The following is a 26,486-nucleotide window of genomic DNA, read 5'->3' on the forward strand; positions in this document are numbered from 1 at the left end:
AACACATGATTGGACGATTGAGCGGTACCCTGGCCGCAGTGCAGCCACCTCTGCTGTTGGTGGATGTACAGGGGGTGGGCTATGAAGTGCTCGCACCCATGACCACGATTTTTGAACTGCCCGCACTGGGGCAGCCGGTACAGCTGCACACTCATTTAGCGGTATCCGAAACTGCCCAGCAGTTATATGGTTTTATTCGCGATGGGGATCGCAAATTGTTTCGCACCCTGATCAAGGTGAGTGGAGTGGGTCCCAAGATGGCCCTGGCTATTTTATCCGGGCTGGACGGCGCTGCCCTGGCCCGCTGTGTGTCGGAGGATAATGTAGCGGCGCTGGTCAAAGTCCCCGGCGTCGGTAAAAAGACTGCCGAGCGCCTGATTGTGGAGCTGCGGGATAAATTGACCCCGGATTTTGGCGACGCCAACGATATCCCCCTGATGGCCGCTGCTGCCGAGCCCAAGGTGGATCACACCGGTGAAGCGGAGAGCGCCCTGGCGGCTCTGGGTTACAAGCCCACTGAAGCCAGCAAAATGGTGGCCCGCGCCAGCAAGGAGCAGCCGGATGCCGATAGTGCGACTTTGATTCGCCTGGCCCTTAAGGGAATGGCCCCCGCTTAATCTGAGGCCCTGGAGTTGTTGCAATGATCGAAGCCGACCGTTTGGTGGCACCGGAGCCCGTGGGCCCCTCGGGCCAGGAAGAGCAGTACGACCGCGCCGTGCGCCCCAAAACCCTGGGTGATTATGTGGGTCAGCCAGTGGTGCGGGAGCAAATGGAGATCTTTATTCAGGCTGCCAAGCTGCGAAAAGAGGCCCTGGATCACACCCTGGTATTCGGCCCACCGGGGCTGGGTAAAACTACCCTGGCAAATATCATCGCCGCCGAAATGGGGGTGGCCATTAAGACCACCTCGGGCCCGGTACTGGAGAAGGCTGGCGATCTGGCTGCGTTGATGACCAACCTGGAGCCGGGGGATGTGCTTTTTATCGATGAGATCCACCGCCTCAGCCCCCATGTGGAAGAGGTACTGTATCCGGCGATGGAAGACTACCAGCTGGATATTATGATCGGCGAAGGACCTGCGGCGCGTTCGATTAAGCTGGACCTGCCACCCTTCACATTGGTGGGCGCCACCACAAGGGCGGGCCTGCTTACCTCGCCACTGCGGGATCGCTTCGGCATCGTCCAGCGGCTTGAGTTCTATAACGTTGAGGATCTCACCAGTATTGTCCGTCGCTCCGCTGGCCTGATGGGAGTGGAGATGGATGAAGGTGGTGCTCTCGAAGTTGCCCGTCGAGCTCGGGGTACCCCCCGAATAGCCAACCGCCTGCTGCGCCGCGTGCGTGATTACGCCGAAGTTAAAGGTGATGGTGCCGTGGATTCCGGTATTGCCGATGCCGCCCTCAATATGCTCAATGTGGATTCCCGTGGTTTCGACCAGCTGGATCGCCGTATGCTACTGGCCATGATTGAGAAGTTCGATGGTGGGCCGGTGGGGGTGGACAGTCTCGCTGCAGCAGTCAGTGAAGAGCGGGATACCCTGGAAGATGTGTTAGAGCCCTACCTGATTCAGCAGGGTTATATCGCCCGCACACCGCGAGGGCGAGTGGCAACCGGCCTGGCCTACGAGCACTTCGGCTTGCCGAAGCCAGATAATAAGTAGAGAGGATGGGGTGAAGGAAGTTTTCAGTGTTCCGCTGCGGGTTTATATCGAGGATACCGACGCAGGTGGTATCGTTTATTACGTCAATTATTTGAAGTATATGGAGCGCGCGCGCACAGAACTGCTGCGCTCCCTCGGGTATGATAAGCCGGCGATGCCAGAACAGGGTCTGTTACTGGTGGTGCACTCCGCCGAGATCCAGTATCGAAAGTCCGCACTTCTTGATGATGCATTGCGCGCTACGGCCTCGATTGGCAAACTGGGGCGGGCCGCAGTGACTTTTGAGCAAAAAATCTGGCGCGGCGATGAGCTAATTTGCGAAGGTGTGGTCAAAGTTGCTTGTGTCGCTGACGACAGCCGCAGGCCCTGTGCCCTGCCGGAACCTATTTATTCAGCATTAAAGGCAGTTATTTAAGAAGATGAACGCCGGTGAACAACTTTCTCTTTGGGGGCTAATCCAGAACGCCAGCCTGTTGGTACAGTTAGTAATGCTGCTGCTGTTACTGGCCTCTGTGGTGTCCTGGGTGATGATTATCCAGCGCGGGCTCTACCTGTCCCAGGCCAAGCGCTCCCTGAACAATTTCGAGCGCCGCTTTTGGTCCGGTGCCGACCTGAACAAACTCTTCCGCGAAGGTAACGAACGAGCGGAAAAAGGCAAGACGGATGGTGTTGAGTCCCTTTTCCGCGCCGGTTTTACCGAGTTTACCCGTCTGCGCCAACAGGGCAGCAGCGGCCCTGAAGCGGTGATGGAAGGCACTGAGCGGGCCATGCGTGTGGCTATGTCCCGGGAGCAGGAAAAGGTGGAAATGAACCTACCGTTCCTGGCAACCGTAGGCTCTGTCAGTCCCTATATCGGTCTGTTTGGCACCGTGTGGGGGATTATGAATTCCTTCCGTGGTCTCGCCACTATGCATCAGGCCACTATTGCTACGGTCGCACCTGGTATCAGTGAAGCGTTGGTGGCTACGGCTATGGGCCTGTTTGCAGCAATTCCTGCGGTGATGGCTTTTAACCGCTATTCCGCCAAGGCGGAGTCGCTGTTGTCCAGCTACGAAACTTTCGCCGAGGAGTTTTCCTCTATCCTGCACCGCAAAGTGCATTCCGGCTGAGTAGTGAATAGGCGAACCCTATGAGTGTGTTTCGCAAGGGAACCAAAAAGAAGCTGGTCTCCGAGATCAATGTGGTGCCCTACATTGACGTAATGCTGGTGCTGCTAATTGTCTTTATGGTCACGGCACCATTGTTGATGCAGGGGGTCAAAGTCGACCTTCCAAACGCGCCCTCGGCGCCGATGGAGGAAACCGATGAAGAGCCGCTGATTATTTCTGTGCGCTCCGATGGCACCTATTACCTAAATTTGGGGACTGACGAGAAGAGTGCCAAGCCGCTCGAAGAAATTAAACAAACGGTCGCTAAGGTGTTGCGTCAAAAGCCAGGAACTCCGGTTTTGGTGTGGGGTGACACCGAGGCCCGCTATGGCCTGATCGTCAATGCCATGACCGAACTGCAGCAGGCGGGAGCGCCCAGCGTCGGCCTGGTGACAGAGCCACCTCAGGGGTAGGGTGCCGGTGAATAAAGGCTTTTATGCATTGGCGATTATCATCAGCCTCGTGTTGCACGGGGCGTTGATAGCTGCCATGACCTACGGCTGGGAAGCCAGCAGTATGCCTGAGCGCAAACCGATGCCAAAGTTTGTGCAGGCCAAGCTGGTGACGATTGAAGCGGCAACACCGAAGAAGAAACTGCCGAAAAAGGTCGATAAAATAAAACAGCGTGCCGATCGCGCTGCGGAGCAAAAACGCAAGGCTGAGGTCGAACGTAAGCGCCGCGCAGCCCTGGAGCAGAAGAAAAAGCTCGAGGCGGAAAAGAAACGCAAAGCGAAACTCGAAGCTGATCGCAAGGCACAGGCAGAGAAGGCCCGTCGCGAGAAAGAGCAGCAAGAGAAGGCGCGCAAAGAAAAAGAGCTGAAGGAGAAGCTGGCCCAAGAGCGCCAGAGTTCTTTTGACGAGGCCCTCCAGGATGAAGAGGAACTGCTGGATGCGAATGAGGCCGAGCAAGCGGTGATGTCCGTTGGCCAGGCGATCCAGCAACAAATTGAGGCGGTATGGAGTCGCCCGCCCAGTGCCCGAAACGGTATGCTTACCAAGGTGAGAATAAACTTTGTCCCCACCGGCCGGGTGGTGGCAGCTAATATCGTCGAGGGCAGTGGTAATGCCGCCCTGGATCGCTCGGTACTGACCGCTATCAAAAAAGTGGAGGTATTTCCCGAAGTGGCCGACCTGGCCCGGGAGGAACCAGTAGTATTTGAGCGGGAAGTCCGCACAACTATTTTGAACTTTAAAGTCGAAGATCTGCGCCAATGATCAAGAGTTTACTGAAGACAGTCGTCATTATTGCAATCGCCTCGGTGAGCCTGGGGGCCCGAGCCCAGCTGGTGGTGGATATCACCAGCGGTATCGATGACCCCACACCGATCGCTGTGTCCCCATTCAGCTGGTCTGGTGGCGGGGTACTGGCGGAAGATGTTTCCGGGATTATTTCCTCAGACCTTCGCCGCAGTGGCCTTTTCTCCCCTGTGCCCAAGGAAGACATGCTGTCTTTCCCCAAGGCTCCGGAAGACGTGGTATTCCGCGACTGGCGTATTCTAGGCACCGAGTACATAGTGACCGGCCGCATTGAGCCGCAGGCCACCGGTTACCTGCTCACTTTTGATCTGGTCAATGTTTTCGGCCAGCACAAGATGTTTACCAAGCAAGTGCGCGGCGGCCAGACCCAGCTGCGGGATATCGCCCACCGCGCCGCCGATGAGATCTTTGAAGCTATCACCGGTATTCGCGGTGCCTTCTCCACGGAAATGGTGTACGTGCAGGAAGAGACCCGTGGGGGCAAGCCCAGCTATCTGCTGATGCGTGCGGATATCGATGGTGCTCGCGCCAAGCAGATCCGCCGTTTCAGCGCGCCGGTGATGTCTCCCATGTGGTCCCCCAATGGCCAGGAGCTCGCCTACGTCTCCTTTGAAACCGGGCGCCCGGCAATTTTCCGCGAGAACCTGCGCACGGGTGCGCGCAAGCAATTAACTAACTTCAAGGGCATCAACAGTTCGCCGACCTGGTCCCCGGATGGAACCAAACTGGCGATGGTGCTCTCCAAGGACGGCAACCCGGAGATCTACGTGCTGGATCTGGTCAGTAATAAGCTGACAAGAATGACAAGGCACTTCTCCATTGATACCGAGCCGAACTGGATGCCAGATGGTAAATCACTGGTTTTCACCTCCGATAGGGGAGGGAAGCCACAAATTTACCAATTGACTCTTGCCACTGGTCAAGTCGACCGCTTAACCTTCGATGGCGATTACAATGCGCGGCCCCGTGTTTCTCCCGATGGAAAGACACTGGTAATGGTGCATCGTAATAGGGGCGTATTTACCATCGCTACGATGGATATCAACTCGGGCAGAGTGCGTGTCCTTACGGAGACTACGCTGGACGAATCCCCTAGTATCGCGCCGAATGGGGCCATGTTGATGTACGCTACCAAACGTGGGGATAAAGGTATTCTGGCAGCGGTGTCGCTGGATGCTGGGGTGAAGTACAACCTGCCCTCTCAGAGGGGTGATGTCCGTGAACCGGCCTGGTCGCCGTACTTTGAATAAGGCGGGGATGCCCGACGCGCTTAAGCGAAGGGTGTGAATTAGAGCAATTAGAAATCTTTCAGGATTTTCGATAACACTATATATAAAGCGGAGTAGCTTATGTTGAAATCAGTAAAAACAGGCCTCGGGTTAGCCTGTGTATTGGCAGTAATGGCTGGTTGTAGTAGCAATGACACCAAGACTGGCGGGGAGACCATTGTTGATGAAACCGCAAATAATACAGCGGTTGAAACCACCGAATTTGATACCCCGAAAGAGCCTGTAGCACCTCTGGAAAACGTAGTTTACTTCGATTTCGACCAGTCTCTGCTGAAGCCCGAAACCCGTGAATTGCTGATCCGTCACGCTGACCGTATGCGCGCTGCCGCCGGTTCTGTTCGTTTGGAAGGCCACGCTGACGAACTGGGTACTCGCGAGTACAACCTGGCTCTGGGTGAGCGTCGTGCCAATGCCGTTCGCGACTTTTTGGTACTGCAAGGCGTAGACGCAGCTAACCTGGAAGTAATCAGCTACGGTGAAGAGCGTCCAGCTCAAATGGGTTCTAACGAATCTGCCCGTGCGATGAACCGTCGCGTTGTTATTAACTAATCGTAAAAATGGATGCCAATGGCTTTAACGATTAGAAAACTAGCGATCGCCGCAGCAGTAATGACTGCGGCATCGCCAGTATTTTCCCAGGCCCCGATTGTAGACCTGTCTTCTAAAAGCCAGGACCAGTCGACCATTACTTATACCGATGAAGTGGAAAGCAGTGCTCCGACACAGCTCGCCCGCGCCGGTATGTCACCACCCCGAGCCCAGGGCAACCCCCAGGCCGAAGCCTACTATCAGATGCAGGTTTTGCAGCAGGAAGTGCGGGAGTTGCGTGGCACAGTTGAAGAGTTGCGCCATGAGATCAAGCGTCTCAAACAGCAGCGCACCGAAGATTATATGGATCTGGACCGGCGTATTGCGCGCCTGAGTGGTACAGAGCCAGCGGCTCAGCCGCCGTCTACCGCTGAAGGCGGTGCTTCGTCCATGCAAGGGCAGGGGGGCTCAGCAATGCCGCCTAAACCCCAGGGCCCGAAAGACGGCAAGAGCGAGCGCGACCGCTACCAGGCCAGCTTTGGCTTGGCCCGCAATGGCGATTACGGCGGCGCCAGTGAAGAGTTCAAAAGCCTGTTGCAGGACTTCCCCAATGGTCAGTACGCCCCGAATGCGAATTACTGGCTGGGTGAGATTGCACTGGTTCAAGGCAACCTGGAAGAGGCTCGGGAGTGGTTCGTAGCCCTCCTCGACGGTTACCCGAATTCCAGTAAAGTCTGGGATGGCCGCTACAAGCTGGGTACTGTTTATCACCAGCTGGGTGACCAGCAAAAAGCCCGCAACCTGCTGGAGCAGGTGGCAGCCAGTGACGCCAGAGCATCGAACTTGGCGAAGAAGTATCTGCAGGAGAACTTCCAGTAGCCTTCAGCCGCTACTGACTGCCATCGCTGGTTTTTTGAGCAGAAAAAGCCTATGATCCCGCGCCCGGGTGGCATGTGCCACTCGGGCGTTTTTGTGTTGGGTGTGTATGACCGATCTTTCCAAAGAATCACTCAGAATCAGTGAAATTTTCTACTCCCTCCAGGGAGAAGCACGAGAAAGTGGCCTTCCTACGGTGTTTGTACGCCTGACGGGCTGCCCGTTACGCTGTACCTATTGCGACTCCGAGTACGCCTTTTACGGCGGCGAGCGCATGACGCTGGAGCAGATTTTGCAGCAGGTGCAAAGCCATCCCGCTCGCCATGTGTGCGTTACCGGTGGTGAGCCCCTGGCTCAGCCCAATTGTTTCCCCCTGATGAAGGCGCTTTGCGATGCGGGCTATGCGGTGTCCCTTGAGACCAGTGGCGCAATGCCTGTGGATAAAGTGGATGAGCGGGTATCGAGAGTGGTCGACCTGAAAACGCCGGCCTCCGGAGAGCAGCACCGCAACCGAATGGAGAATATGCAAGTGCTCACTCGCCAGGACCAGATCAAGTTTGTGATCTGTGATCGCGGGGATTACGACTGGGCTCGATTCACCCTGGATCAGTACCGCATACCTGAGCGGGTTGGAGAGGTGCTTTTCTCCCCCAGCTACGAGCAGCTGCAGCCACGCCAGCTAGCTGAATGGATACTGGAGGATGGGTTACCGGTGCGTATGCAGATGCAAATGCACAAGCTGTTGTGGGGCGACATCCCAGGCGTATAAAGCGCCGCAGCGCCACATCAAGAAAAGAGGAAAAAATGACAGCAAAGAAAGCAGTAATCTTGCTATCCGGTGGCCTGGACTCAGCTACCGTACTGGCCATGGCTCGGGCTGAGGGCTACGAGTGCTACGCCCTGGGCTTTGATTATGGCCAGCGTCACGAGGCAGAACTATTGGCTGCGCAGAAGGTGGCGAAGGACTTGGGGGCCGTTGAGCACAAGGTGGTTAAGCTCGACCTGCGCTCAATCGGCGGATCGGCGTTGACCGATGACTCTATCGAAGTACCCGAAGAGGAAACCTCCGGTATTCCGGTGACCTATGTGCCGGCGCGAAACACGGTATTCCTGTCTATTGCCCTGGGTTGGGCTGAGGTGCTGGGTGCCCAGGATATTTTCGTGGGTGTGAACGCCGTGGACTATTCCGGCTATCCGGATTGCCGCCCAGAATATATTGAGGCCTACGAGAAGATGGCCAACCTGGCTACCAGGGCCGGTGTCGAGGGCAACAAGCTGTCTATACGAGCGCCGCTGATGGATATGAGCAAGGCGGATATTGTTACTGAAGGGACCCGCTTAGGGGTGGACTACAGTTTAACTGTGTCCTGCTACCAAGCCTTGCCAGATGGCGCTGCCTGCCGTCGCTGCGACAGTTGCCGCCTGAGGGCTGCCGGCTTCACAGAGGCCGGCCTGGAGGACCCCACGGTCTACGCACCTTAATTGGCCGTTGGCGCCAATTTTTTGAACAAATACCTAACTCCTTAAATTTGTTAGATTTTTTTTCGAGTTAGGTATTGTCTTTTCGAAATAGATCCGTAAGATACGCAGCTCCTCACAACGAGGCATCGAAAAGGGTCGTTAGCTCAGTCGGTAGAGCAGTTGGCTTTTAACCAATTGGTCGCTGGTTCGAATCCAGCACGACCCACCATTTTCGACAGGGATGCCCAAGGCAACCCATCCAGTTTTTATACTTCTGCGCGAAGGTAAAAACAACCCAAGTTGGACCATTACCAAGTTAGTCCAACCATCCTGGGGGTCGTTAGCTCAGTTGGTAGAGCAGTTGGCTTTTAACCAATTGGTCGCTGGTTCGAATCCAGCACGACCCACCATCTCTTCTCAACTTCCGTAATAATTACTTCTCTTAGATTTCTCTAAAATCTATTTAATTTTCTATTTCTGTTTGCTAAATATTTTCACTCGACTATTGGCGCTGCTTTTCAGTAGGTGCTGACAACGCAAGTAATTTATTCGTGCGACTGGATCTATTTTATTTCATCACTAAGGCGCTTCTAGATCTTGACCGGATCCATCTAAGGGATATGTCACATCTAGCGCTGGTACTACTAGCACCAGATTAGCGACATAAGTGGCTAGTGAGAGTCATCTTCTTAGTTGTTGAATGACTTGATCCGCTAAGAGTGAGTTATTAAAGCTCTACCGGTGGCACAGAAATTTAATCCCAAACTTTGTTCCTAGTTTTTCCCCACTTCCTTCTTATAGCTGTATCGCCGCTTATCGTTAACTCTTACCCAGTAGTTGGTCGGCCCATGATCAGCGATTTGAGAATAGTTTCTAAATATTCAGTCGTTCATTATCGCAAGTGACCTTGTGCCAGTGCATGTCAATTCCTCTTGGGATTTGTTGTTCGCATAATTGCCTGTGTCAATTTTATTGCCTCAGCGCTCGGGTTTGGCGAGCTTTAACACTTCTTTGGTGGATACTGCTGTTTGGAGTAGGGATGGCGCTAAATTGGATTTTGCGCATGCCTTACGCCGACATGCCTATTGGTATCGATGTTGTTGATGAGGCCCTCTAGTTTGAGTCCCAAGAAAAGCTTGAATAGTTAATGAAGGATTGAATTATGAGGAAGTTGAAGCCTGTTGCGTTAGTTATTTTGACCACAGCGAGTGGAAGTGCGATGGCCAGTAATAATACGACGTTAATAGATCAGCAGGGAGTGGGTAATACAGCGAATGCCAATCAGGTTGACCCTACGGCTATAGGGAACCTGATAGATGTCACGCAAATTGGCGATGCGAACTCTTCGTCATCGACCCAGGCGAGCGATGCCGTAAGTAATACCATGACCCACTACCAAGAGGGTGATGGCAATATGGCCGAGTCTTTCCAGCAGTTTATGACTGAGTCTAGTTCGTTGGAAATTAACCAGATTGGGAATAATAACGATACGACAGCGGAGCAACTTGAGTCACTTGGTTCTACTCAGGAGCTAAATCAAGCTGGGGAAATGAACTTTATGACCATCACCCAGACTGATACTGAAGCATCCAGTATCACGGTGACTCAAACCGGCGATATGAATGATGCGATCATAATGGGGCAGGTCTTCGATATTTTGGGAAGTGATGTCATCCTAAATCAAATTGGCGATGACAATATGGCCCAGATTTCCCAGCAGAGTGTTGTTGAATTTAGCTCGGTGTCAGCAGATCAGTTTGGCAACCAGAATAGCTTTGATAGTGAGCAATTAATGGGGGTTTTTAATTCCACCGTTACTGCTATCCAGTCAGGCGATTTGAATGCTATCGAGTCAGACCAGGAAAATGGGGTTACTTCAAGTACGGTCCTAATTACCCAAACCGGTACCAGCAACTTTGGTGGGGCCCTGCAGCAGGATGGCGTTGCCAATAGTACTGTAAGTGTGACTCAGGTAGGGGATGGCAACTTTGGTGGCGGCGTTCAGGATACAGGTATAGACACCAGTGTTGGTGTCGTGAGCCAATCTGGTACTGGTAATATGGGCGTTACCCAGCAAGCAGGGGGAACTTCTTTTGCCTCCGCAACGCTAACTCAACTAGGGTCTACGAATGATGCGATGTTAGTACAAGTTACTGCTACCTCAGTTACGGGCACCATATTTCAAAATGGTACCGATAATATGGCGAGCGTGCTCCAGCAGGGGAATATGCTCAGTGTGGCAACAACCACTCAAATCGGTGACTTGAATCAACACACAACGGAGCAAATGCTAGATTCACAAACTGCAATCGCAACGCAAAATGGTACTTCCAATATTGGATTTATTTTTCAATAGATTTAATTGGGGCTTTGCGATATTAGTATGAATACCGGTAGTTGTCGTGTATCTGCAAAGTCCCAGTTTTTCTTTTGTGTTCTATTCAGTCCTATGTTTGAGATATGAGCGATTTTTTTAGGGATTTATATGTTCTCTTCCTATTGACTCTCTCCTGTCTGGCTTGGCTTTTAACTCTAATTTGAATTGACTTAGATTATTTTCTGGGATGTTTTGCTACGCCTGGAGTTTAAACAGAAGGGGTGAGATCTATGTACAAGGGATTAGTTAAATGAAAATTTGGACTTCAGTTACTGCAATAGCTGCGCTCACTTTTAGTGGCCATTCTATGGGCGGCAATAATACGACAGATATTGATCAGGATGGTGTTGGGCATCTGGCAACAGTGGACCAGTCTAATCCGACCAGTACCAATAATACCGTCTCGATAACTCAAACAGGGGATTCCCATCAGGCATCGGTTTTACAAGGTGCCCTTACAGATTTGAACACCGGCACGATTGAGCAATCAGGATTGATGAACGAAGCAATCCTGGAGCAAATTGCAGAAGTCTCAGAGAGTACGGCTCTAATTATCCAGTCTGGCGATGGTAATTTGGGCTGGGTGGTCCAGGATGATTTTGTTGAAGCTGGTAGCGCCACTGTTATCCAGTCCGGTTCAAATAATGAGGGTATTGCAGCCCAGGTGGATGTGGGGGGAATACAGGGTACTGTCGCTGTTACTCAGAATGGGACAATGAACTTTGCACTGGCGCTCCATGAGGATTTTGCGCTTAATAGCACTGGGCTAATTAAGCAACTTGGGAGTGAAAATAGTGCCGAGTTATTTCAGGGAGACTTAACTGAATTAAGCTTTATTAGTGTTGAGCAAGATGGAACTCTCAACGAGGCATTGGTAGGGCAGGGCTTTGCTCTTTTCTCCTCTATTACCACCTTCCAGAGTGGTGATATGAATTATGTAGAAGTCTCTCAGTTGGGACTAAGTACTGGATTGGCCACTGTCTCCCAGATAGGTTCCTCCAATATTCATGTCACGACACAAACAAATGATGGGCAGGTGGCTATTGCTAGCCAAGTGGGGGGGGGTAATACGGGAAGTATTATGCAGTAGAATTTCAAGGCCATAAAATTATGCCTGTATTTATTATTGTTAATTCATAATTTTTAATTGTGATTGATAGTGCTAAATAGTTATGAATTCCTCGTTGTCCTTGTGAGGAAGTCCCCTGCTCAGTAGTTTGGTCGGTAATTTGTTTGAAAAGGAATTTGCTATGAAGTTTATGAAGCCATTGGCTGCGGCAGTGTTGGCCGTGATTCACTGTGGGGCTTTAGCAGACAGTAATGTCAGCAGTGTCTCCCAGCAGGGCTCTATGAATACAGCCACAATTGACCAGTCTGATCCTTCGGTTACAGATAATCAGATTGTGGTTATTCAAGATGGAACTGGAAATGTCTCTGATGCGGAACAGGTGAATAATACAACCAATAGTGTGATTACACACATACAAATTGGAGATAACAATGAGGCAAGTTCGATTCAGGATATAAATGTTAATGCAGCTAATAACACAATTAATCAACAGGGGGATATGAATCAGGCTGAGTCCTTTCAGGAGAATACAGTTGAATCATCCAGTTTAACGGTCAACCAATTTGGCAATTCCAACGATGCGGACCTTGATCAGGAGGAGGGAGTTACCCAGAGCTTGGTGTCGATTACTCAAACAGGGGATATGAACGACGCAGTGGTCCCACAAGGGGATATCGTGAGTAATAGTTCTGTGGTCGCAACCCAGTCGGGAACTGATAATGAATTTGAATCCAGGCAGGATAACCAAGTTAGTTTCAGTAGTGTAATCTCATCTCAGGTGGGCTCAACAAACAGAACCGAATTGGAGCAGGAAGACTTAATTGATACCAGCACGATTAGTGGTGTTCAAAATGGTGATATGAACGATGCAGATGCGCAACAGTCGACTGTAATTTCGGCTAGCACTATTATTGTTAATCAAGTTGGCGATGATAATGTTTTAGATGTCGATCAGTTTAGCAATATCACTTCATCCACCGCGACTATTATACAACTGGGCTCTTCAAATGATGGTGATATAGTTCAGGCTTCAGTTGTTGATTCGTCTACCGCGAGCATTTTTCAATCAGGTGCAAGTAATCAGGCAGACGTAGATCAGGGTGATGAGATTTCAAATAGCTCTATCATTGTTACCCAAAACGGCAATGACAATGGAATGTTTGTAGATCAGGAAGACCTGGTTTCCCAGAGTTTTATCACTATTAACCAAACTGGCGATAACAATGAAGCCGGGGTAAGTCAAGAGGAAGACGTTTCCTCAACAGCCGCGACTGTTATACAAAACGGTAGTATGAATGAAGTAGATATTAGTCAAAGTAATTTTGTAGACTCTTCAACATTGACGGTATTTCAGAGTGGTTCCACCAATATGGTGGATGCTGAACAGGACGAATTTATTAGTAATAGTGTGATTGATATCACCCAATCGGGAACGGATAATACCGCTGATGTTGAGCAAGATACATTGGTTGATCTGAGTAGTGTGACTACTTTGCAAACTGGCACATCAAATTTTCTGATGGTGTTACAAACGGATGTCACATCATCCAATATCACCATTACCCAAGATGGAAATATGAATACGGTTGATGTTAGCCAAACTGGGGTTTCCAGTAGCGCCAGCACCACCTCTCAATCAGGTACTTTAAATACTCATACCACCACTCAAGTGAATGATTTCCAAACCGCACTGGCAACACAGCTGGGTACGGGAAATATGGGTATGATTATTCAGTAATTCGCACCGTAAAAGCTAGAGGGAAAGAATACCCTGGGGTTTATGTTGAACCTGATGTAGGTGATTGGTGGATAAATACTATTCCTACTTTATCACTTCAATAGCGTATTCTTTCTGCTTTCGTTGTGATTGTTTGAGTTAAACAGAATTTCTCTTCCAGTGGATAAATAATTAGCAAATCATTTTTACGATTACTTCTCCGAGGTACAGTGAAGAGGTCAGCCCGGGGGATTCAATTCCAAAAAATGCCACTAACTGAGATTTATCCGATAGGCTTTTGTGATAAATCTGGAAATCACCAGCGGGGTGGCCCCTGCGTACAATTTTGGAGCGAATGCCCGCATAGCCAGGCCGTAAAGTATTCTTTGATATTCCAGGCCAGTAGCGACGGATGTTGTCATAAAATGTATTTAGTTTACTCGGATCCACTTGGTAGTTAATGGTCTCGACCCACTCCACATCCGGACCGAAGCGCGCTCCTCCGGCCAAATCCAGAGTGAGGTGAATACCCAGACCGGCACTTTCAGGTAGAGGGTAAATTAAGTGTGAAAAAGGCACCTTACTTGACTGGGTAAAGTAACTGCCCTTAGCAAAATACGTGGTGGGAATTTCTCGTTTTATAACTTCGCTATTTATCGTCCCCACTAGCGAGCTTGTGTGGAGGCCTGCGGCCACAATTAGATTGCAGGTTTTCAGTTTGTAGCCATCCTCCATCACGAGTTGGCAAGTTCCGCTGGATATTTCAATTCGCGCAACTTTGCTCGCAAGTATAATTTCTCCTCCCCTGGCTTCCATGGCACCCTCAAGGGCTAGCATCAGGCTGTGGCTATCGATAATGCCGGTTGTCGGAGAGTAAATGGCACCGGCACATTGTAATTCCGGCTCCATAGATCGGGCTTCAGAGGCGCTTAGTAATCGAAGTCCGCCAGCGTTATTAGTATCCCCCTGATTTTTGAGATCTCTCAATTGCGCAAGCTGTGCTTTATCGGTGGCGACTACCAGTTTGCCGAGCTGCTTATGGGGCACTGCGTATTCTTGGCAAAATTGGTACAGCATGGATTTACCGTTTACACAGGCTCGGGCTTTCAAGCTGTCTGTTGGATAGTAGAGGCCTGCATGAATAACCTCGCTACTGCGCGCGCTGGTTTCAGTTCCAATGGCACTGTGTTGTTCCAGTACCATCACTTTGTGGCTAGCGCGGCTCAACTGGTAGGCGCAGGCAAGCCCTAATACCCCAGCCCCGACTATCACGGTATCCAATATCTCCATAGCGGTCCTACTGCCGAAATGTGTACTATCTGAGGTGACGAGGTTTAATCCCTTTGGTCTATTTTGCCTGTAACGCCAGATTAAAATTGCTGTCGAAAGGGTGCGTGGTGGTGTCGTTTCATTGCGCTATAATGCGCGCTTTTCCGCGACTGGAAGTTAGTCATGACTCATAAGTCCATTGCCGCAGACAAGGTAGATTCTCGCTCTTTGGTGCAAGCGCACCTGGCGGAGCCGGTAATGTCTCAATATAGCGAAGAAGAGCTGCAAGAATGGCGCGAGCGCATCAAGCGCTTGTTGAAAGAACAGAATGCAGTATTGGTCGCACACTACTATACCGATCCTTTGATTCAGGCCCTCGCGGAGGAAACCGGCGGCTGCGTTTCTGACTCATTGGAAATGGCCCGTTTTGGCGCTCAGCACTCGGCGGACACTCTGGTAGTGGCCGGGGTAAAGTTTATGGGTGAGACCGCTAAGATCCTTACCCCTAACAAGAAAGTACTGATGCCGACCCTTGAGGCAACCTGCTCCCTGGATCTTGGCTGCCCCCCACAGGAGTTCTCTGACTTTTGCGATCAGCACCCGGACCGCACCGTGGTGGTTTACGCCAATACTTCTGCTGCGGTAAAAGCCAGGGCGGACTGGGTGGTGACCTCGAGTATTGCGCTGGATGTAGTGGATCACCTGGATGCCAATGGCGAAAAAATCCTTTGGGCACCTGACAAACACCTCGGCGGCTATGTCCAGCGGGAAACCGGCGCGGATGTACTGTTATGGGATGGTTCCTGTATTGTGCATGAAGAGTTTAAGGCCAAGGGGGTTGAGGACTTAAAGGCCCTCTATCCGGATGCTGTGGTTTTAGTGCATCCTGAATCTCCCGCCTCTGTGGTAGCCCTGGCCGATGTGGTGGGTTCTACCTCGCAGATTATTAATGCTGCCAAGACCCGCCCAGAGAAGCGCTTTATTGTGGCTACCGACCAGGGCATTTTTTACAAGATGCAGCAGGAGTGCCCAGACAAAGAGCTAATGGTAGCGCCTACCGCCGGCGCTGGAGCTACTTGCCGCAGCTGTGCTAATTGCCCCTGGATGGCGATGAACTCTCTGGAGAACCTCTGCGGTGTACTGGAGCGCGGGGATAATGAGATCTTTGTGGACCCGGAACTGGGGCGCAAGGCGATGATTCCGCTGCAGCGGATGTTGGATTTCCGCAAAGGTTAGCTCTCGAGGGAGTAGCGGTGAGTAAACAAAAAGAGCGGCCAGTGGCCGCTCTTTTTGTTGGGGGGAATTACAGCTCTTCGATTCTTTCCTGCATTTTCAGTACATCTTTGAGGCGCTGTTCCAGGATGGCATTGACCTGGTAATCGTCTTTTGACATGCGAATTCCATGGCGCAGGTGTTGAATAGCCTTGTCGAATATGCCGTTGAGGATGTAATACTCGGCCCTGGCCTCGTGCACGCCAACAATATCTCCGGCCAATCCGTGAGTCTCCGCCAGTAGATACCATACTGCCGGGTCTTTCTTCCGCGTACGGCTATATTTCGCCAGCAGGCGTTCTGCAGCCAGGTAGTTACCGGCTTTAAAGTGGGCATTGGCGAGGCCCATGATTAAGGCGTGGTCTCCCGGATTGCGATCGAGGGCCCACTGCAGGCGCTTGGTGGCACTGCTGTAGTCTTCTCGGATCAGATCGATATCCGCTCGGGCCAGCACATAGGCTGCTTTTGAGGGGGTCTTGTCTAACAGGGGCTGCAAGGTGTCCAGCGCTGAATCGGGCCTGCCTGCGGCTACTTGGGCCAGGGCGAGGCCGTAACGGGCGGCATCCTCATTGTCATTAATACCATTCAGCTCCGCGCTAAAGCGTTTTACTGCTTGCTGCGGCGTTGGTTCTGTGGCGAGCCGCACTCGGGCGCGCATCAGGTGATAATCCAGATCCTCGCTGGGAGCCACTTTTTCCATACGCTGAGCGCGCAACTTGGCATCGGCAATACGCTTTTCTGTAACGGGGTGGGTCAGGAGAAATTCTGGCGGGCGCTGGTAGTAACGGGTGGCCTTGAGCATTTGCTCGAACATTTCACCGGCGGCTTCTGGATCGCGCCCGGATTTGGCCAGGGTATCAATACCGACCCTATCTGCCTCTTGCTCATTCTTGCGGCTGAATCGCAGTTGGTTATCCAGGGCTGCAGCCTGGGTCGCGCTCATAGCTGCTATTCCCGCTTCACCACCGGCGGTGGCAGCCAGAACCAGGGCACCGAGCATACCGGCCAAGGTGGGAATTGTGCTATTGCGCTGTGCTTCCAGGGAGCGGGCGTAGTGCCGCTGGCTGAGGTGGCCCAATTCGTGGGCAACTACCGATGCAAACTGGTCTTCACGTTCGGCAAATAGAAACAGGCCGGTATGGATCCCCATGACTCCGCCGGGGACCGCAAAGGCGTTCATGGTTTTGTTGTTTACTACGACAACATCAATTTCTTTGTCTTCCAGCGGGCTGTATTCGGCCAATTCCTTGACCATGCCTTCGACAAATTGCTGGATCAGGGCGTCGCTGGAAGTGCGAACCTGACTGCGAAAAATACGCAGCCACATCTGCCCCAGTTCTTTTTCCTGGGTGTGGGATACGACACCGCTGGTTCTGTCACCGAGCTCCGGGAGGCGGATTTCATCACTGTCCGCTATGGCAGCAAACGGGACTGCGCCGAGTAACAACCCCATACCCAGGCTTCGCAGTCCTGCGCGAAGTCGATGGAGGATAGCTGAGGGGCGCGTTCGGTGAAGCAGGCTGTTTTTGGAATCAGTCATCTTGATTACTGCTCGGTCTGTCCATGAAGGATCTATAGTCCAACTCTATACGCTACCCCGTTGGACTGTCGAGGTTTGGACTTAGTGGACCATAAAAGGTTCACACTTGCGCCAGGCGGAAAGTTAAAAAGCGTAAAGCCTGCGCGGGTTATGGCGTCTGGTTCGCGCTATAATCCCCGGCAATTCTGGTTTGTGACTAAAAAGGCAATGTCAGTAACTTCTTCTACCAATCAGCCCGATACCCAGATACCGAACTGGGATACGGCCACTATTGTGGATGCAAGAAATCTGCCCTGCCCACAACCGTTACTGGCCATGCGCCGGGCATTGCGGGAATACCCAGAGGGAACGCTGCTTTGTGTAGTGGCCACTGATGAAGGGTCCTGGCGAGACTTCCACAGTTTTGCATCTTTAAGTGGCCGGTCCCTGCTCCGCGCTGAGCGACGTAATAATACCTTTCAATATTGGCTGTACGCTGGCAAATGAATAAAGATAAATCCCGAGAGTCTATGTTATCGATTGTAAAAGGCTGGGTGAACCGCTACTTCAGTCAGGAAGAAGTGGTGCTTCTGGTTTTAATATTGACCCTGGCCCTGGTGGTCCTGGCGACTCTGGGCGCTGTGCTAGCCCCGGTATTCACCGCACTGGTGATCGCCTTCCTGATGCAGGGAATGGTGCAAAAGCTGAAGTCCTGGCGTGTGCCACACTGGCTGGCGGTTACCCTGTCCTGCTTGGTGTTGGTGGGCACTATTGTGGCCCTGTTATTTGTGGTGCTGCCTATTATCTGGCGTCAGCTGGTGCGGCTTGGAGCAGAGTTGCCCAACATGGTGCAGCGCGGACAGGAGCTTTTATTGTTGCTTCCTGAACGCTACCCGCGCTTAATTTCGGCCGGGCAGATCGATGAAATCTTCAATACCCTCGGTAGCGAACTGGGCGGCCTGGGGCAGACACTGCTGGCCTTCTCGCTTACCAACCTACCCATTTTTGCCGGGTTGCTGATTTACGTTGTAGTGGTGCCGATCCTGGTGTTCTTCTTCCTTAAGGATGCGGAACAGCTGATCCGCTGGTGCACCTCTTTCCTGCCCAAAGAACGGCCCATGCTCCACCAGATTTGGCATGAGATGAATGATCAGGTGGCCAATTATGTGCGCGGTAAGGTAATAGAAATTGGCATTGTGGCTGCTGTCAGTTATGCCGCTTTTCTGTTACTGGGGGTGAACTACGCCCTGTTGCTGGCAGTAGCCGTGGGTTTCAGTGTGTTGATTCCTTATATCGGTGCAGCGGTTGTCACTATCCCTGTTGCGGCTATTGGGCTTTTCCAGTGGGGGTGGAGTAATGAGTTTTTATACCTGATGATGACTTACGGCATTATCCAACTGCTCGATGGCAACGTACTGGTACCACTGCTGTTTTCTGAGGCAGTTAACCTGCACCCGGTTGCCATTATCCTGGCGGTACTGTTCTTTGGCGGTATCTGGGGTTTCTGGGGCGTCTTCTTTGCAATTCCCTTGGCGACCTTGCTCAAGGCCATTATGAGTGCCTGGCCCACCCATGAGCACCAGGTGGAATGGGAGGCCAGGAGAAGTTCGGAGTAATTGCCCGATATCTTTCTTTGTCTGTAGGCTGCGGCATTTGCTAGAATGCCGCGCTTTCTTTTATTTGGTCCCTTCAAATAGGTGAGAGCCCATGAGCCTGGCTGACAAAGTTCTAGCGGTCAATAATGACCTGCCGATCCGCACCGATAAGCCTATCCACAGTGGCAAGGTCCGTTCCGTATACTGGCTGAGCGATGAAGATAGCCGCCGCCTGATTGAGGAGAAGGGCTACCCGGTTTCTCCTGACACCCCACTTGCGGTAATGGTGATTTCCGACCGTATCTCCGCGTTCGACTGTATCTGGACTGGCGAAGGCGGTATGCGCGGCGTACCAGGCAAGGGCGCAGCACTAAATGCTATTTCCAACCACTGGTTCAAGCTGTTTAAAGAGCAGGGCCTCGCCGATAGCCACATTCTGGATATCCCGCACCCGCTGGTGTGGATCGTACAGAAAGCGCGCCCGGTTATGATCGAAGCGATCGCCCGTCAGTACATCACCGGCTCCATGTGGCGCTCCTATGAGAAAGGGGAGCGGGAGTTCTGCGGTATCGAGATTGCCGATGGCTTGCAGAAAGACCAGAAGCTGCCTGAATTACTCATTACCCCCTCCAGTAAAGGTATTCTCAAGGGTATCCCCGGTGTACCGGAAGCGGACGATGTCAATGTCACTCGCAAGAATATCGAAGACAATTTCGAAGCCTTCGGCTTCCGCAATGCAGGCGATATCGACCTGTACGAGAAGTTGCTGAAAGAAGGTTTCGATTTGATTTCCGCAGAGTTGGAAAAGCTCGACCAGGTCTTTGTCGATACCAAGTTTGAATTCGGCTATGTCACCGATGCCAATGGTGAAGAAAAGCTGATCTATATGGACGAAGTAGGTACTCCGGACTCCTCCCGTATCTGGGATGGCGAACAGTACCGCGCGGGCAAGGTTGTGGAGAAATCCAAAGAGGGTTTTCGCCAGGCGCTGCTCAACTACTTCCCCGATGCCGATATCCTGTTGAACAAAGATCGCATGAATGAGCGCTCGGCTCTGGCTCGTGATAACGAGCTGCCAGAATCTATGCTGATGGATCTCTCTAATACTTATATTGGTATTGCTGAGAAGATTATTGGTACGAATCTTGAGATATCTGATAATCCCAAAGCGGAATTGCTTGAAGTTCTCCGCAAGGATTACGGTCTGGTCGACTAACCTGGATCGAACTGCAAAAAACCGGCGTTTTCGCCGGTTTTTTTATGCCTGCCATAATTCGCCACAATTCCTCCTGTTTTGTGCTCGTATTCCTGCCGCCTTTCGCCCGCTTCCCTCTGTTTAATGACTTCAACATCCAATTTAAAAGTGGAGGTAAGTGAGTGAACAGGGTGATGTTATTCGGGCAGCGGTTCCATAAAGACGATCTGATGTTGCCGACAGAGGAATACTATCGTCGCCGCCAGAGGACCGGTGGTGCTGGGCGCTGGCTGTTATTTATTGTGGTGGTATTGGCGGTAGTCATTGCGGCAATCGGGGCAGAGGTCAATGCCCAGGAGCTTCCCTCTGTGAGTGATGCGATCCAGCAGGAGTTCACCGAGGCAGTTACTCTGGACGATGTAAAGGGCGGGGACTTACTTTTTACTGGCAATGAGTCCGGAAAGTATATTCCAGCGGTGCACCTGAAAAGTCAGGTCAGTATTTCCGTGCGGGGTCTGGTAGCGGAAGTAGAGCTTCAGCAGCAATTCAAGAATACTACCGACGGCTGGCAGGAAGCGGTGTACGCATTACCACTGCCTGAGCAAGCTGCGGTGGCGGGGCTTGAAATTCAGGTGGGCGAGCGCCGCATTGTCGGTAAGGTGCGCGAGCGGAAAGAGGCCTCCAAGATTTATAAGGCTGCTCGTGCGGCGGGTAAGCGTGCAGCTCTTCTAGAGCAGCAGCGCCCAAATCTGTTCACTAATAAAGTGGCCAATATTGCCCCCGATGAGATGGTGCAAATTAATATCCGCTTTTTGCAGCCAGTGAATTATGACGGTGGCGTTTTTTCACTGCGCATGCCCACGACATTGACCCCACGCTATATCCCTGGCAAGCCAATACCCTCCCAGGCATTGAACGGCGATCAGCAGGAGTTGGTGGCAGAGAGTAGTGGCTGGGCACTGCCCACTAATCAAGTGCCGGGTGCTGCGTCGATAACTCCGTTTATGCAGCCAGCGCAGGAGCTAGAGGCACTGGGTAGTCATAATATTTCTATCGAGGTGGATCTGCATGGCGGACTGCCGCTAGCAAAAATCGATAGCCCCTATCACCAGATTGATATTGATAACCGAGGTGACGGTCGCTATCGGATTCAGTTGCGAGATGAAACAGCTGCAATGGATCGGGATTTCTTATTGAATTGGCAGCCGCGCGCTTCTGCTATGCCGCGGGCGGCATTGTTTAGCGAGAAAATCACAGCGCAAGAGGGGGTAGAAGAGCAGGCTGGTGCTTATCTGCAGGTCATGCTGCTGCCACCCAGCGACGGTACCTCTGCGCAGCGTTTACCGAGGGAAGTGATTTATGTGATCGATACTTCCGGCTCCATGTCTGGCAATTCTATTCGTCAGGCAAAGGAGAGTCTTACCCTGGCACTGTCTCGCCTGCACAGCAATGATCGCTTTAACGTTATTGAATTTAACAGTACAACCCGCGCATTTTTCCTGCGCCCGATAGCCGCGAGCGCGGAGAATATCCGCCGTGCGCGTCAGGAAATCGAAAACCTGAATGCCGAGGGAGGTACAGAAATGGCGCCGGCCTTGCGAATGGCACTCGGTCAGCAAATGCAGGACGACACCAGTACCGTTCAGCAAGTCGTATTTATTACAGATGGTGCGGTGGGCAATGAGCGGGCCCTGTTCGAGTTAATTAGCCAGTCCTTGCATAACGCCCGGTTGTTTACTGTGGGTATTGGTTCGGCTCCCAATAGCCACTTTATGCGCAAAGCTGCTCAGTTTGGACGGGGTACTTTCGTCACCATCGGTGATATTTCCGAAGTTCGCGAGCGTATGCAGGCTCTGTTCGCCAAGTTGGAAAATCCTATGGCTACAGACCTGCAACTCAGTTGGCCCCAGGGAGTCGTCGCGGATGCCTACCCCAAGCGTATCCCGGATCTCTATAACGGTGAGCCTATGCAGTTGGTGGCCAAGGTGCAGGGTAATCTCTTGCAGGGAGATATCCAGCTGCGGGGCCGAATGGCAGGTAAACAGTTTGTGCGCAAACTCGCTCTGAAAGTAGAGAGTGGTAGCGATACTTCAGGTATCGGCAGTGTCTGGGCGCGCAGCAAGATAGATTCTCTGCGGGACCGGCAGCTTCAGTCTGGAGAGCAGTCGGATGCGGGCCTGGCTCTGCGCGAACAGATTTTGCAGATTGCCCTGAGGCATCAGCTTGCCAGCCCCTACACCAGTTTTGTTGCAGTCGAAGAGGAAGCTGTACGCAGTGCTGAAGAGAAGTTATCTCGTAGCTCGGTCACCAATATGGTGGCTAAAGGGCAAGTGCTACAGCGCCAGGCCTATCCGCAAACTGCTACAGGTGTCTACGGGCAGTTATTGGCAGCGGCGGTATTGTTGATGTTTGCGGCGATCTTCCAGCGCGGTCGGGCCTTGCGCAGCAACTTGACCCGAGCCCTGCGCTCCTTCTTGCGCAGGGTTTTACCGGACCCCCGTCAACCCAGCGGCGCTAATCCTCTGCAACGGGGAGGTGTGTAAGCGTGGCTCGCTCACTGCTCTTTATGCTTTGCTTGGGAACGGGCTTGTGGCAGCTGGGTTCCGCCAGCTGGCTCCTGGCCAAGGCAGAATTGGCCCAAGTGTTGATTAATAGTGCTTGGGAAGAACAGCTACAGGGCGGGGCTTTGCAAAAGCCCTGGCCCTGGGCGGACACCTGGCCCGTGGCCAAGTTAAAGTTGGAAGGGCAGTCGCCATTAGTTGTTCTCAGCGGCGGTAGTGGCCAGGCGTTGGCTTTCGGCCCTGGTCTCTTAGCTGGGTCCGGCAATCCTGGCGAGCCTCGCACCACGGTTATTGCCGCACACCGGGATACTCACTTTGCGGGATTAGAGCGTGTCAGGCGGGGTACCTCCATTTACCTGCAGGATAAACGCGGACGCTGGCATACTTATCGGGTTGCGGAAATGCGAATTGTGGACAGTGAGAGAGAGCGTTTGCCGATCTTTGCCGAGCGGGGTTTATTGCTGGTGACTTGTTATCCCTTTAATGCCCTGGCGGCTGGTGGCCCGCTGCGTTACTTGGTCTACGCTGAATATCAACCCGGTGGGGAGCTGGTTCAGCTGTGACTGATGTCTTTGTTTGAGACTCGATTTTGTAGTTCATTTTCTCAAAAATTCCACTAAATGTTCCGGTGAAACGGCCAAACGGCAAATAATTGTTTTGCTCTTTTGTTTTATTTGTTACTAACCGTCCTATCTGGAAAATTTTTTGTAGTAATACTACAATTCCCTCCGCTAACAACCGGGGATGGGGTTTTGTCCGCCAGTCTGCGCGGGCCCCGGAACAAATAATCACAGTCAAACTAGGCACTTGCGGCAATCAATTGCGCCGCTTTCCTCACCGTCATATTCGAGTAAAGATTCACAAACTTTGCATTTACGCCAACAAAGTTGGTGAATTGGCGGAACCAAGAAAAAAAGGAAGCTTTTTTTTGCTCGCGCTGTAGTTTGCCCGCGTACCGATTTTTGAGAAATAGACCGACTCGACGTCGCCTAATTCGCCGAGGAGCACTTGATGCACGAAGATACCGATAACCTCGAAACGCAGGAGTGGCTGGACGCGCTGCAAGCGGTTATCCGCTATAGCGGCAAAGAACGCGCAGCCTTCCTCCTGAAGCAGCTGTCTGACCGCGCTACCGATGTAGGCGTACAATTGCCTGCGGCAATCACCACTCCCTATCGCAACTCCATTCCGCCCAATGCGGAAAAGCGTATGCCTGGCGACTTATTTATGGAGCGCCGCATTCGCTCCCTGATTCGCTGGAATGCCCTGGCGATGGTGGTACGTGCCAACCAGAATGACGATGGCCTCGGTGGCCATATCTCCAGTTTCTCCTCTGCGGCCACACTCTACGATGTGGGCTTTAACTACTTCTTCCGTGGCAATGAAGGTGAAGAGCGCGGCGACCTGATTTTCTTCCAGGGCCACAGCGCACCGGGTATTTATGCTCGCTCCTACTTGGAAGGGCGTTTTGATGAAGAGCAGCTGGACAACTTCCGCCGTGAAGTGAACGGCAATGGCCTGTCCTCTTACCCGCACCCCTGGCTGATGCCGGAGTACTGGCAGTTCCCCACGGTTTCCATGGGATTGGGGCCGATCCAGGCAATTTACCAGGCGCACATTATGCGCTACCTGTCTGCCCGCGGCCTGTCCCCGCGCGGCGATCGCAAGGTGTGGGCCTTCCTTGGTGACGGTGAGTGTGACGAGCCGGAAACCCTGGGCGCAATCTCCCTGGCCGGCCGCGAGCAACTGGAAAATCTGGTGTTCGTGGTTAACTGTAACCTGCAGCGTCTGGACGGCCCGGTACGCGGCAACGGCAAGATCGTGCAGGAGCTGGAAGGCGTATTCCGAGGTGCCGGTTGGAATGTTGTCAAAGTACTCTGGGGCCGCCTATGGGATCCGCTGCTGGAGAAAGATGACAAAGGCCTGCTGCAGAAAGTCATGGACGAAGTGGTCGATGGCGAGATGCAGAACTTCAAGGCCAACGGCGGCGCCTATACCCGCGAGCACTTCTTCGGCAAATACCCGGAGTTGCTGGAGCTGGTTAAGGATATGTCCGACGATGAGATTATGAAGCTCAATCGCGGTGGCCACGATCCCTATAAAGTCTACGCAGCTTACGCGTCGGCGATGGCCCACAAAGGCCAGCCCACCGTGATCCTGGCCCAGACCGTTAAAGGTTACGGCCTGGGCTCCGCCGGCGAAGCGGCGATGGATACCCACTCTGTGAAGAAGCTGGATCTGGATTCCCTCAAGCGTTTCCGCGATCGCTTTGCCATTCCGCTCACCGATAAAGAGCTGGAAGAAGTTCCTTACTACCGCCCATCTCCGGACAGCCCGGAAATGAAATATATGGCGGAGCGCCGCAAGGCCCTGGGCGGCCCGGTTCCCCGTCGCCCGGTTGAGTGCCCGAAACTGGAAGTCCCCGGTCTCGATGCCTTCAGCGCACTGACCAAAGGCTCCGGTGAGCGCGAAATCTCCACCACCATGGCATTTGTCCGCGCTATCGCGGCCTTGGTGAAAGACAAGAATATCGGCAAGAACATCGCGCCGATCGTTCCCGATGAAGCCCGTACCTTTGGTATGGAAGGCCTGTTCCGCCAGCTGGGAATTTATTCCTCTCAGGGGCAGCGCTACACCCCGGTGGATCACGGCCAGATCATGTATTACAAGGAAGATAAGAAAGGCCAGGTGCTGGAAGAGGGCATCAACGAAGCCGGTGCTATGTCCACCTGGATGGCATTGGCTACTGCCTACAGCAACCACGGCGTGCCGATGGTGCCTTTCTATATCTACTACTCCATGTTCGGTTTCCAGCGTATCGGCGACCTGGCCTGGGCCGCTGGCGATATGCAAGCGCGCGGCTTCCTGATCGGTGCCACTGCTGGCCGTACAACCTTAAACGGTGAGGGTCTGCAGCACCAGGATGGCCACAGCCACGTACTGTCCTCCACTATCCCCAACTGCCGCAGCTACGACCCGGCTTACGGTTATGAGCTGGCGGTGGTTATGCAGCGCGGCTTGAAAGAGATGTACGAAGAGCAGAAGAACCTCTTCTACTACATCACTATCGAGAACGAAAACTACTTGCAGCCGGAAATGCCCCAGGGCGTGGAAGAGGGCATTATCCGCGGTATCTATAAGCTGCAGTCCAACGTCAAGAAAGGCGCCAAGGGCAAAGCGGCGAAGAAACATGTACAGCTGATTGGTGGCGGTACTATTTTGCGCGAGGTACTGGCAGCGGCGGATATCCTCGCCGACCAGTTCGGTGTGACCTCCGATGTCTGGAGCCTCACCTCCGCTGTGGAATCGGCCCGTGAAGGCCAGGATGTGGCGCGCTGGAATATGCTGCACCCGGAAGCCGAACCGCGCAAAGCCTGGATCACTGAGCAGTTCGAAGGCAATACCTCCCCAGTTATCGCCTCCACCGACTACATCCGTTCCTATGTGGAGCCACTGCGCGAATTTATCGACGGTGAACTGACCACCCTGGGTACCGATGGTTTCGGCCGCAGTGACAGCCGCGAGCAGCTGCGTCGCTTCTTCGAAGTGGATCGCAACTACGTGGTGATCGCCGCACTGAACGGCTTGGCCAAGCAGGGCGTTATTGATGCGAAAGAGGTTGGGGAAGCAATCGTGAAGCTCAATATCGACGCCGAAAAAGTTAATCCACGCATCAGCTAAGAGAAGGCAGAA

At 52.6% G+C, this 26,486-nt stretch carries 23 protein-coding genes and 2 tRNA genes; 23 read left to right on the forward strand and 2 right to left on the reverse strand.

The features are described 5' to 3' along the window. Positions 1 to 5 precede the first annotated feature (5 nt). From ruvA to ACJJIQ_RS24260, 16 genes are all read left to right on the forward strand, one after another. On the forward strand, positions 6 to 617 hold the full coding sequence (gene ruvA / locus ACJJIQ_RS24185) for a Holliday junction branch migration protein RuvA (RefSeq protein WP_282934234.1): 612 nt from the start codon (positions 6 to 8) through the stop codon (positions 615 to 617). A 23-nt stretch (positions 618 to 640) separates the two neighbouring features. Continuing rightward, the gene (ruvB, locus tag ACJJIQ_RS24190) at positions 641 to 1,660 is read left to right on the forward strand and encodes a Holliday junction branch migration DNA helicase RuvB (RefSeq protein ID WP_445363243.1); all 1,020 of its coding nucleotides are present in this window, start codon (positions 641 to 643) and stop codon (positions 1,658 to 1,660) included. A gap of 10 nt (positions 1,661 to 1,670) precedes the next feature. Next, entirely contained in the window at positions 1,671 to 2,075 is a 405-nt protein-coding gene (gene ybgC / locus ACJJIQ_RS24195) for a tol-pal system-associated acyl-CoA thioesterase (RefSeq protein WP_445363244.1), read from the forward strand. Between the two features lie 4 nt (positions 2,076 to 2,079). Then, on the forward strand, positions 2,080 to 2,769 hold the full coding sequence (gene tolQ / locus ACJJIQ_RS24200; protein ID WP_413664412.1) for a protein TolQ: 690 nt from the start codon (positions 2,080 to 2,082) through the stop codon (positions 2,767 to 2,769). A gap of 20 nt (positions 2,770 to 2,789) precedes the next feature. After that, positions 2,790 to 3,221 carry a protein TolR gene (gene tolR / locus ACJJIQ_RS24205; protein WP_444892812.1) on the forward strand — a complete coding sequence of 144 codons (432 nt, stop codon included), beginning with the start codon at positions 2,790 to 2,792 and terminating at the stop codon, positions 3,219 to 3,221. Between the two features lie 7 nt (positions 3,222 to 3,228). Beyond that, a complete protein-coding gene (tolA, locus tag ACJJIQ_RS24210; RefSeq protein WP_445363245.1) occupies positions 3,229 to 4,023 on the forward strand; it encodes a cell envelope integrity protein TolA in 795 nt (264 codons plus the stop codon). Continuing rightward, positions 4,020 to 5,315, forward strand: coding sequence for a Tol-Pal system beta propeller repeat protein TolB (tolB, locus tag ACJJIQ_RS24215; protein ID WP_444912140.1), 1,296 nt, complete (start codon positions 4,020 to 4,022; stop codon positions 5,313 to 5,315). The genes tolA and tolB overlap by 4 nt, the downstream gene beginning before the upstream one ends. Before the next feature lie 99 nt (positions 5,316 to 5,414). After that, on the forward strand, positions 5,415 to 5,903 hold the full coding sequence (locus tag ACJJIQ_RS24220) for an OmpA family protein (protein WP_445363246.1): 489 nt from the start codon (positions 5,415 to 5,417) through the stop codon (positions 5,901 to 5,903). An 18-nt stretch (positions 5,904 to 5,921) separates the two neighbouring features. Further along, positions 5,922 to 6,761: a tol-pal system protein YbgF gene (ybgF, locus tag ACJJIQ_RS24225; protein WP_413664416.1), complete on the forward strand. Its 840-nt coding sequence runs from the start codon at positions 5,922 to 5,924 to the stop codon at positions 6,759 to 6,761. Positions 6,762 to 6,867: 106 nt separating this feature from the next. Further along, positions 6,868 to 7,527, forward strand: a complete 660-nt coding sequence (gene queE / locus ACJJIQ_RS24230) for a 7-carboxy-7-deazaguanine synthase QueE (protein ID WP_108731832.1) — start codon at positions 6,868 to 6,870, stop codon at positions 7,525 to 7,527. 35 nt (positions 7,528 to 7,562) lie between these two features. After that, positions 7,563 to 8,240 (forward strand): 7-cyano-7-deazaguanine synthase QueC, encoded by a 678-nt coding sequence (queC, locus tag ACJJIQ_RS24235; protein ID WP_282934224.1) that lies wholly within the window; start codon positions 7,563 to 7,565, stop codon positions 8,238 to 8,240. A 132-nt stretch (positions 8,241 to 8,372) separates the two neighbouring features. Beyond that, positions 8,373 to 8,448: transfer RNA gene (locus tag ACJJIQ_RS24240), tRNA-Lys, on the forward strand. Between the two features lie 105 nt (positions 8,449 to 8,553). After that, a tRNA-Lys gene (locus ACJJIQ_RS24245) sits at positions 8,554 to 8,629 on the forward strand. Between the two features lie 752 nt (positions 8,630 to 9,381). After that, positions 9,382 to 10,575 carry a hypothetical protein gene (locus ACJJIQ_RS24250; protein ID WP_445363247.1) on the forward strand — a complete coding sequence of 398 codons (1,194 nt, stop codon included), beginning with the start codon at positions 9,382 to 9,384 and terminating at the stop codon, positions 10,573 to 10,575. A 271-nt stretch (positions 10,576 to 10,846) separates the two neighbouring features. After that, positions 10,847 to 11,686: a hypothetical protein gene (locus ACJJIQ_RS24255; protein WP_445363248.1), complete on the forward strand. Its 840-nt coding sequence runs from the start codon at positions 10,847 to 10,849 to the stop codon at positions 11,684 to 11,686. Positions 11,687 to 11,846: 160 nt separating this feature from the next. Then, the gene (locus ACJJIQ_RS24260; RefSeq protein ID WP_445363249.1) at positions 11,847 to 13,403 is read left to right on the forward strand and encodes a hypothetical protein; all 1,557 of its coding nucleotides are present in this window, start codon (positions 11,847 to 11,849) and stop codon (positions 13,401 to 13,403) included. A 171-nt stretch (positions 13,404 to 13,574) separates the two neighbouring features. Here the strand turns inward: ACJJIQ_RS24260 and ACJJIQ_RS24265 are convergent, their stop codons facing one another. After that, positions 13,575 to 14,672, reverse strand: coding sequence for an NAD(P)/FAD-dependent oxidoreductase (locus ACJJIQ_RS24265; protein ID WP_445363250.1), 1,098 nt, complete (start codon positions 14,670 to 14,672; stop codon positions 13,575 to 13,577). A 162-nt stretch (positions 14,673 to 14,834) separates the two neighbouring features. On the opposite strand from ACJJIQ_RS24265, the gene nadA reads away from it, so the two are divergent. After that, positions 14,835 to 15,887 (forward strand): quinolinate synthase NadA, encoded by a 1,053-nt coding sequence (nadA, locus tag ACJJIQ_RS24270; protein WP_444895159.1) that lies wholly within the window; start codon positions 14,835 to 14,837, stop codon positions 15,885 to 15,887. 67 nt (positions 15,888 to 15,954) lie between these two features. Here nadA and ACJJIQ_RS24275 read toward each other — a convergent pair whose 3' ends face one another. Next, a complete protein-coding gene (locus ACJJIQ_RS24275; RefSeq protein ID WP_445363251.1) occupies positions 15,955 to 17,463 on the reverse strand; it encodes a M48 family metalloprotease in 1,509 nt (502 codons plus the stop codon). A gap of 192 nt (positions 17,464 to 17,655) precedes the next feature. Here ACJJIQ_RS24275 and ACJJIQ_RS24280 point away from each other — a divergent pair, with 192 nt between their 5' ends. The 6 genes from ACJJIQ_RS24280 (at position 17,656) to aceE (ending at position 26,474) form a co-directional block, all read left to right on the forward strand. Further along, complete coding sequence (locus tag ACJJIQ_RS24280) at positions 17,656 to 17,949, forward strand: sulfurtransferase TusA family protein (RefSeq protein WP_445363252.1); 294 nt, start codon at positions 17,656 to 17,658, stop codon at positions 17,947 to 17,949. Between the two features lie 23 nt (positions 17,950 to 17,972). After that, positions 17,973 to 19,058 carry an AI-2E family transporter gene (locus tag ACJJIQ_RS24285; RefSeq protein WP_282934585.1) on the forward strand — a complete coding sequence of 362 codons (1,086 nt, stop codon included), beginning with the start codon at positions 17,973 to 17,975 and terminating at the stop codon, positions 19,056 to 19,058. A gap of 91 nt (positions 19,059 to 19,149) precedes the next feature. Further along, positions 19,150 to 20,253, forward strand: a complete 1,104-nt coding sequence (locus ACJJIQ_RS24290) for a phosphoribosylaminoimidazolesuccinocarboxamide synthase (RefSeq protein WP_445363253.1) — start codon at positions 19,150 to 19,152, stop codon at positions 20,251 to 20,253. A gap of 161 nt (positions 20,254 to 20,414) precedes the next feature. Continuing rightward, positions 20,415 to 22,775, forward strand: coding sequence for a marine proteobacterial sortase target protein (locus ACJJIQ_RS24295; protein ID WP_445363254.1), 2,361 nt, complete (start codon positions 20,415 to 20,417; stop codon positions 22,773 to 22,775). A gap of 2 nt (positions 22,776 to 22,777) precedes the next feature. Continuing rightward, positions 22,778 to 23,356 (forward strand): class GN sortase, encoded by a 579-nt coding sequence (locus tag ACJJIQ_RS24300; RefSeq protein WP_282934211.1) that lies wholly within the window; start codon positions 22,778 to 22,780, stop codon positions 23,354 to 23,356. Positions 23,357 to 23,804: 448 nt separating this feature from the next. After that, positions 23,805 to 26,474 (forward strand): pyruvate dehydrogenase (acetyl-transferring), homodimeric type, encoded by a 2,670-nt coding sequence (gene aceE, locus ACJJIQ_RS24305; RefSeq protein WP_445363255.1) that lies wholly within the window; start codon positions 23,805 to 23,807, stop codon positions 26,472 to 26,474. Positions 26,475 to 26,486: the final 12 nt, after the last annotated feature.

The organism is Microbulbifer maximicatervae (SeqCode), from assembly GCF_052468295.1.

Excerpts from the sequence above, each read along its gene's own strand:
- ruvA (WP_282934234.1), top strand. The coding sequence starts at position 6 with ATGATTGGACGATTGAGCGGTACCCTGGCCGCAGTGCAGCCACCTCTG.
- ruvB (WP_445363243.1), top strand. The coding sequence starts at position 641 with ATGATCGAAGCCGACCGTTTGGTGGCACCGGAGCCCGTGGGCCCCTCG.
- tolQ (WP_413664412.1), top strand. The coding sequence starts at position 2,080 with ATGAACGCCGGTGAACAACTTTCTCTTTGGGGGCTAATCCAGAACGCC.
- tolR (WP_444892812.1), top strand. The coding sequence starts at position 2,790 with ATGAGTGTGTTTCGCAAGGGAACCAAAAAGAAGCTGGTCTCCGAGATC.
- tolB (WP_444912140.1), top strand. The coding sequence starts at position 4,020 with ATGATCAAGAGTTTACTGAAGACAGTCGTCATTATTGCAATCGCCTCG.
- ACJJIQ_RS24220 (WP_445363246.1), top strand. The coding sequence starts at position 5,415 with ATGTTGAAATCAGTAAAAACAGGCCTCGGGTTAGCCTGTGTATTGGCA.
- ybgF (WP_413664416.1), top strand. The coding sequence starts at position 5,922 with ATGGCTTTAACGATTAGAAAACTAGCGATCGCCGCAGCAGTAATGACT.
- queE (WP_108731832.1), top strand. The coding sequence starts at position 6,868 with ATGACCGATCTTTCCAAAGAATCACTCAGAATCAGTGAAATTTTCTAC.
- queC (WP_282934224.1), top strand. The coding sequence starts at position 7,563 with ATGACAGCAAAGAAAGCAGTAATCTTGCTATCCGGTGGCCTGGACTCA.
- ACJJIQ_RS24250 (WP_445363247.1), top strand. The coding sequence starts at position 9,382 with ATGAGGAAGTTGAAGCCTGTTGCGTTAGTTATTTTGACCACAGCGAGT.
- ACJJIQ_RS24255 (WP_445363248.1), top strand. The coding sequence starts at position 10,847 with ATGAAAATTTGGACTTCAGTTACTGCAATAGCTGCGCTCACTTTTAGT.
- ACJJIQ_RS24260 (WP_445363249.1), top strand. The coding sequence starts at position 11,847 with ATGAAGTTTATGAAGCCATTGGCTGCGGCAGTGTTGGCCGTGATTCAC.
- ACJJIQ_RS24265 (WP_445363250.1), bottom strand. The coding sequence starts at position 14,672 with ATGGAGATATTGGATACCGTGATAGTCGGGGCTGGGGTATTAGGGCTT.
- nadA (WP_444895159.1), top strand. The coding sequence starts at position 14,835 with ATGACTCATAAGTCCATTGCCGCAGACAAGGTAGATTCTCGCTCTTTG.
- ACJJIQ_RS24275 (WP_445363251.1), bottom strand. The coding sequence starts at position 17,463 with ATGACTGATTCCAAAAACAGCCTGCTTCACCGAACGCGCCCCTCAGCT.
- ACJJIQ_RS24285 (WP_282934585.1), top strand. The coding sequence starts at position 17,973 with ATGTTATCGATTGTAAAAGGCTGGGTGAACCGCTACTTCAGTCAGGAA.
- ACJJIQ_RS24290 (WP_445363253.1), top strand. The coding sequence starts at position 19,150 with ATGAGCCTGGCTGACAAAGTTCTAGCGGTCAATAATGACCTGCCGATC.
- aceE (WP_445363255.1), top strand. The coding sequence starts at position 23,805 with ATGCACGAAGATACCGATAACCTCGAAACGCAGGAGTGGCTGGACGCG.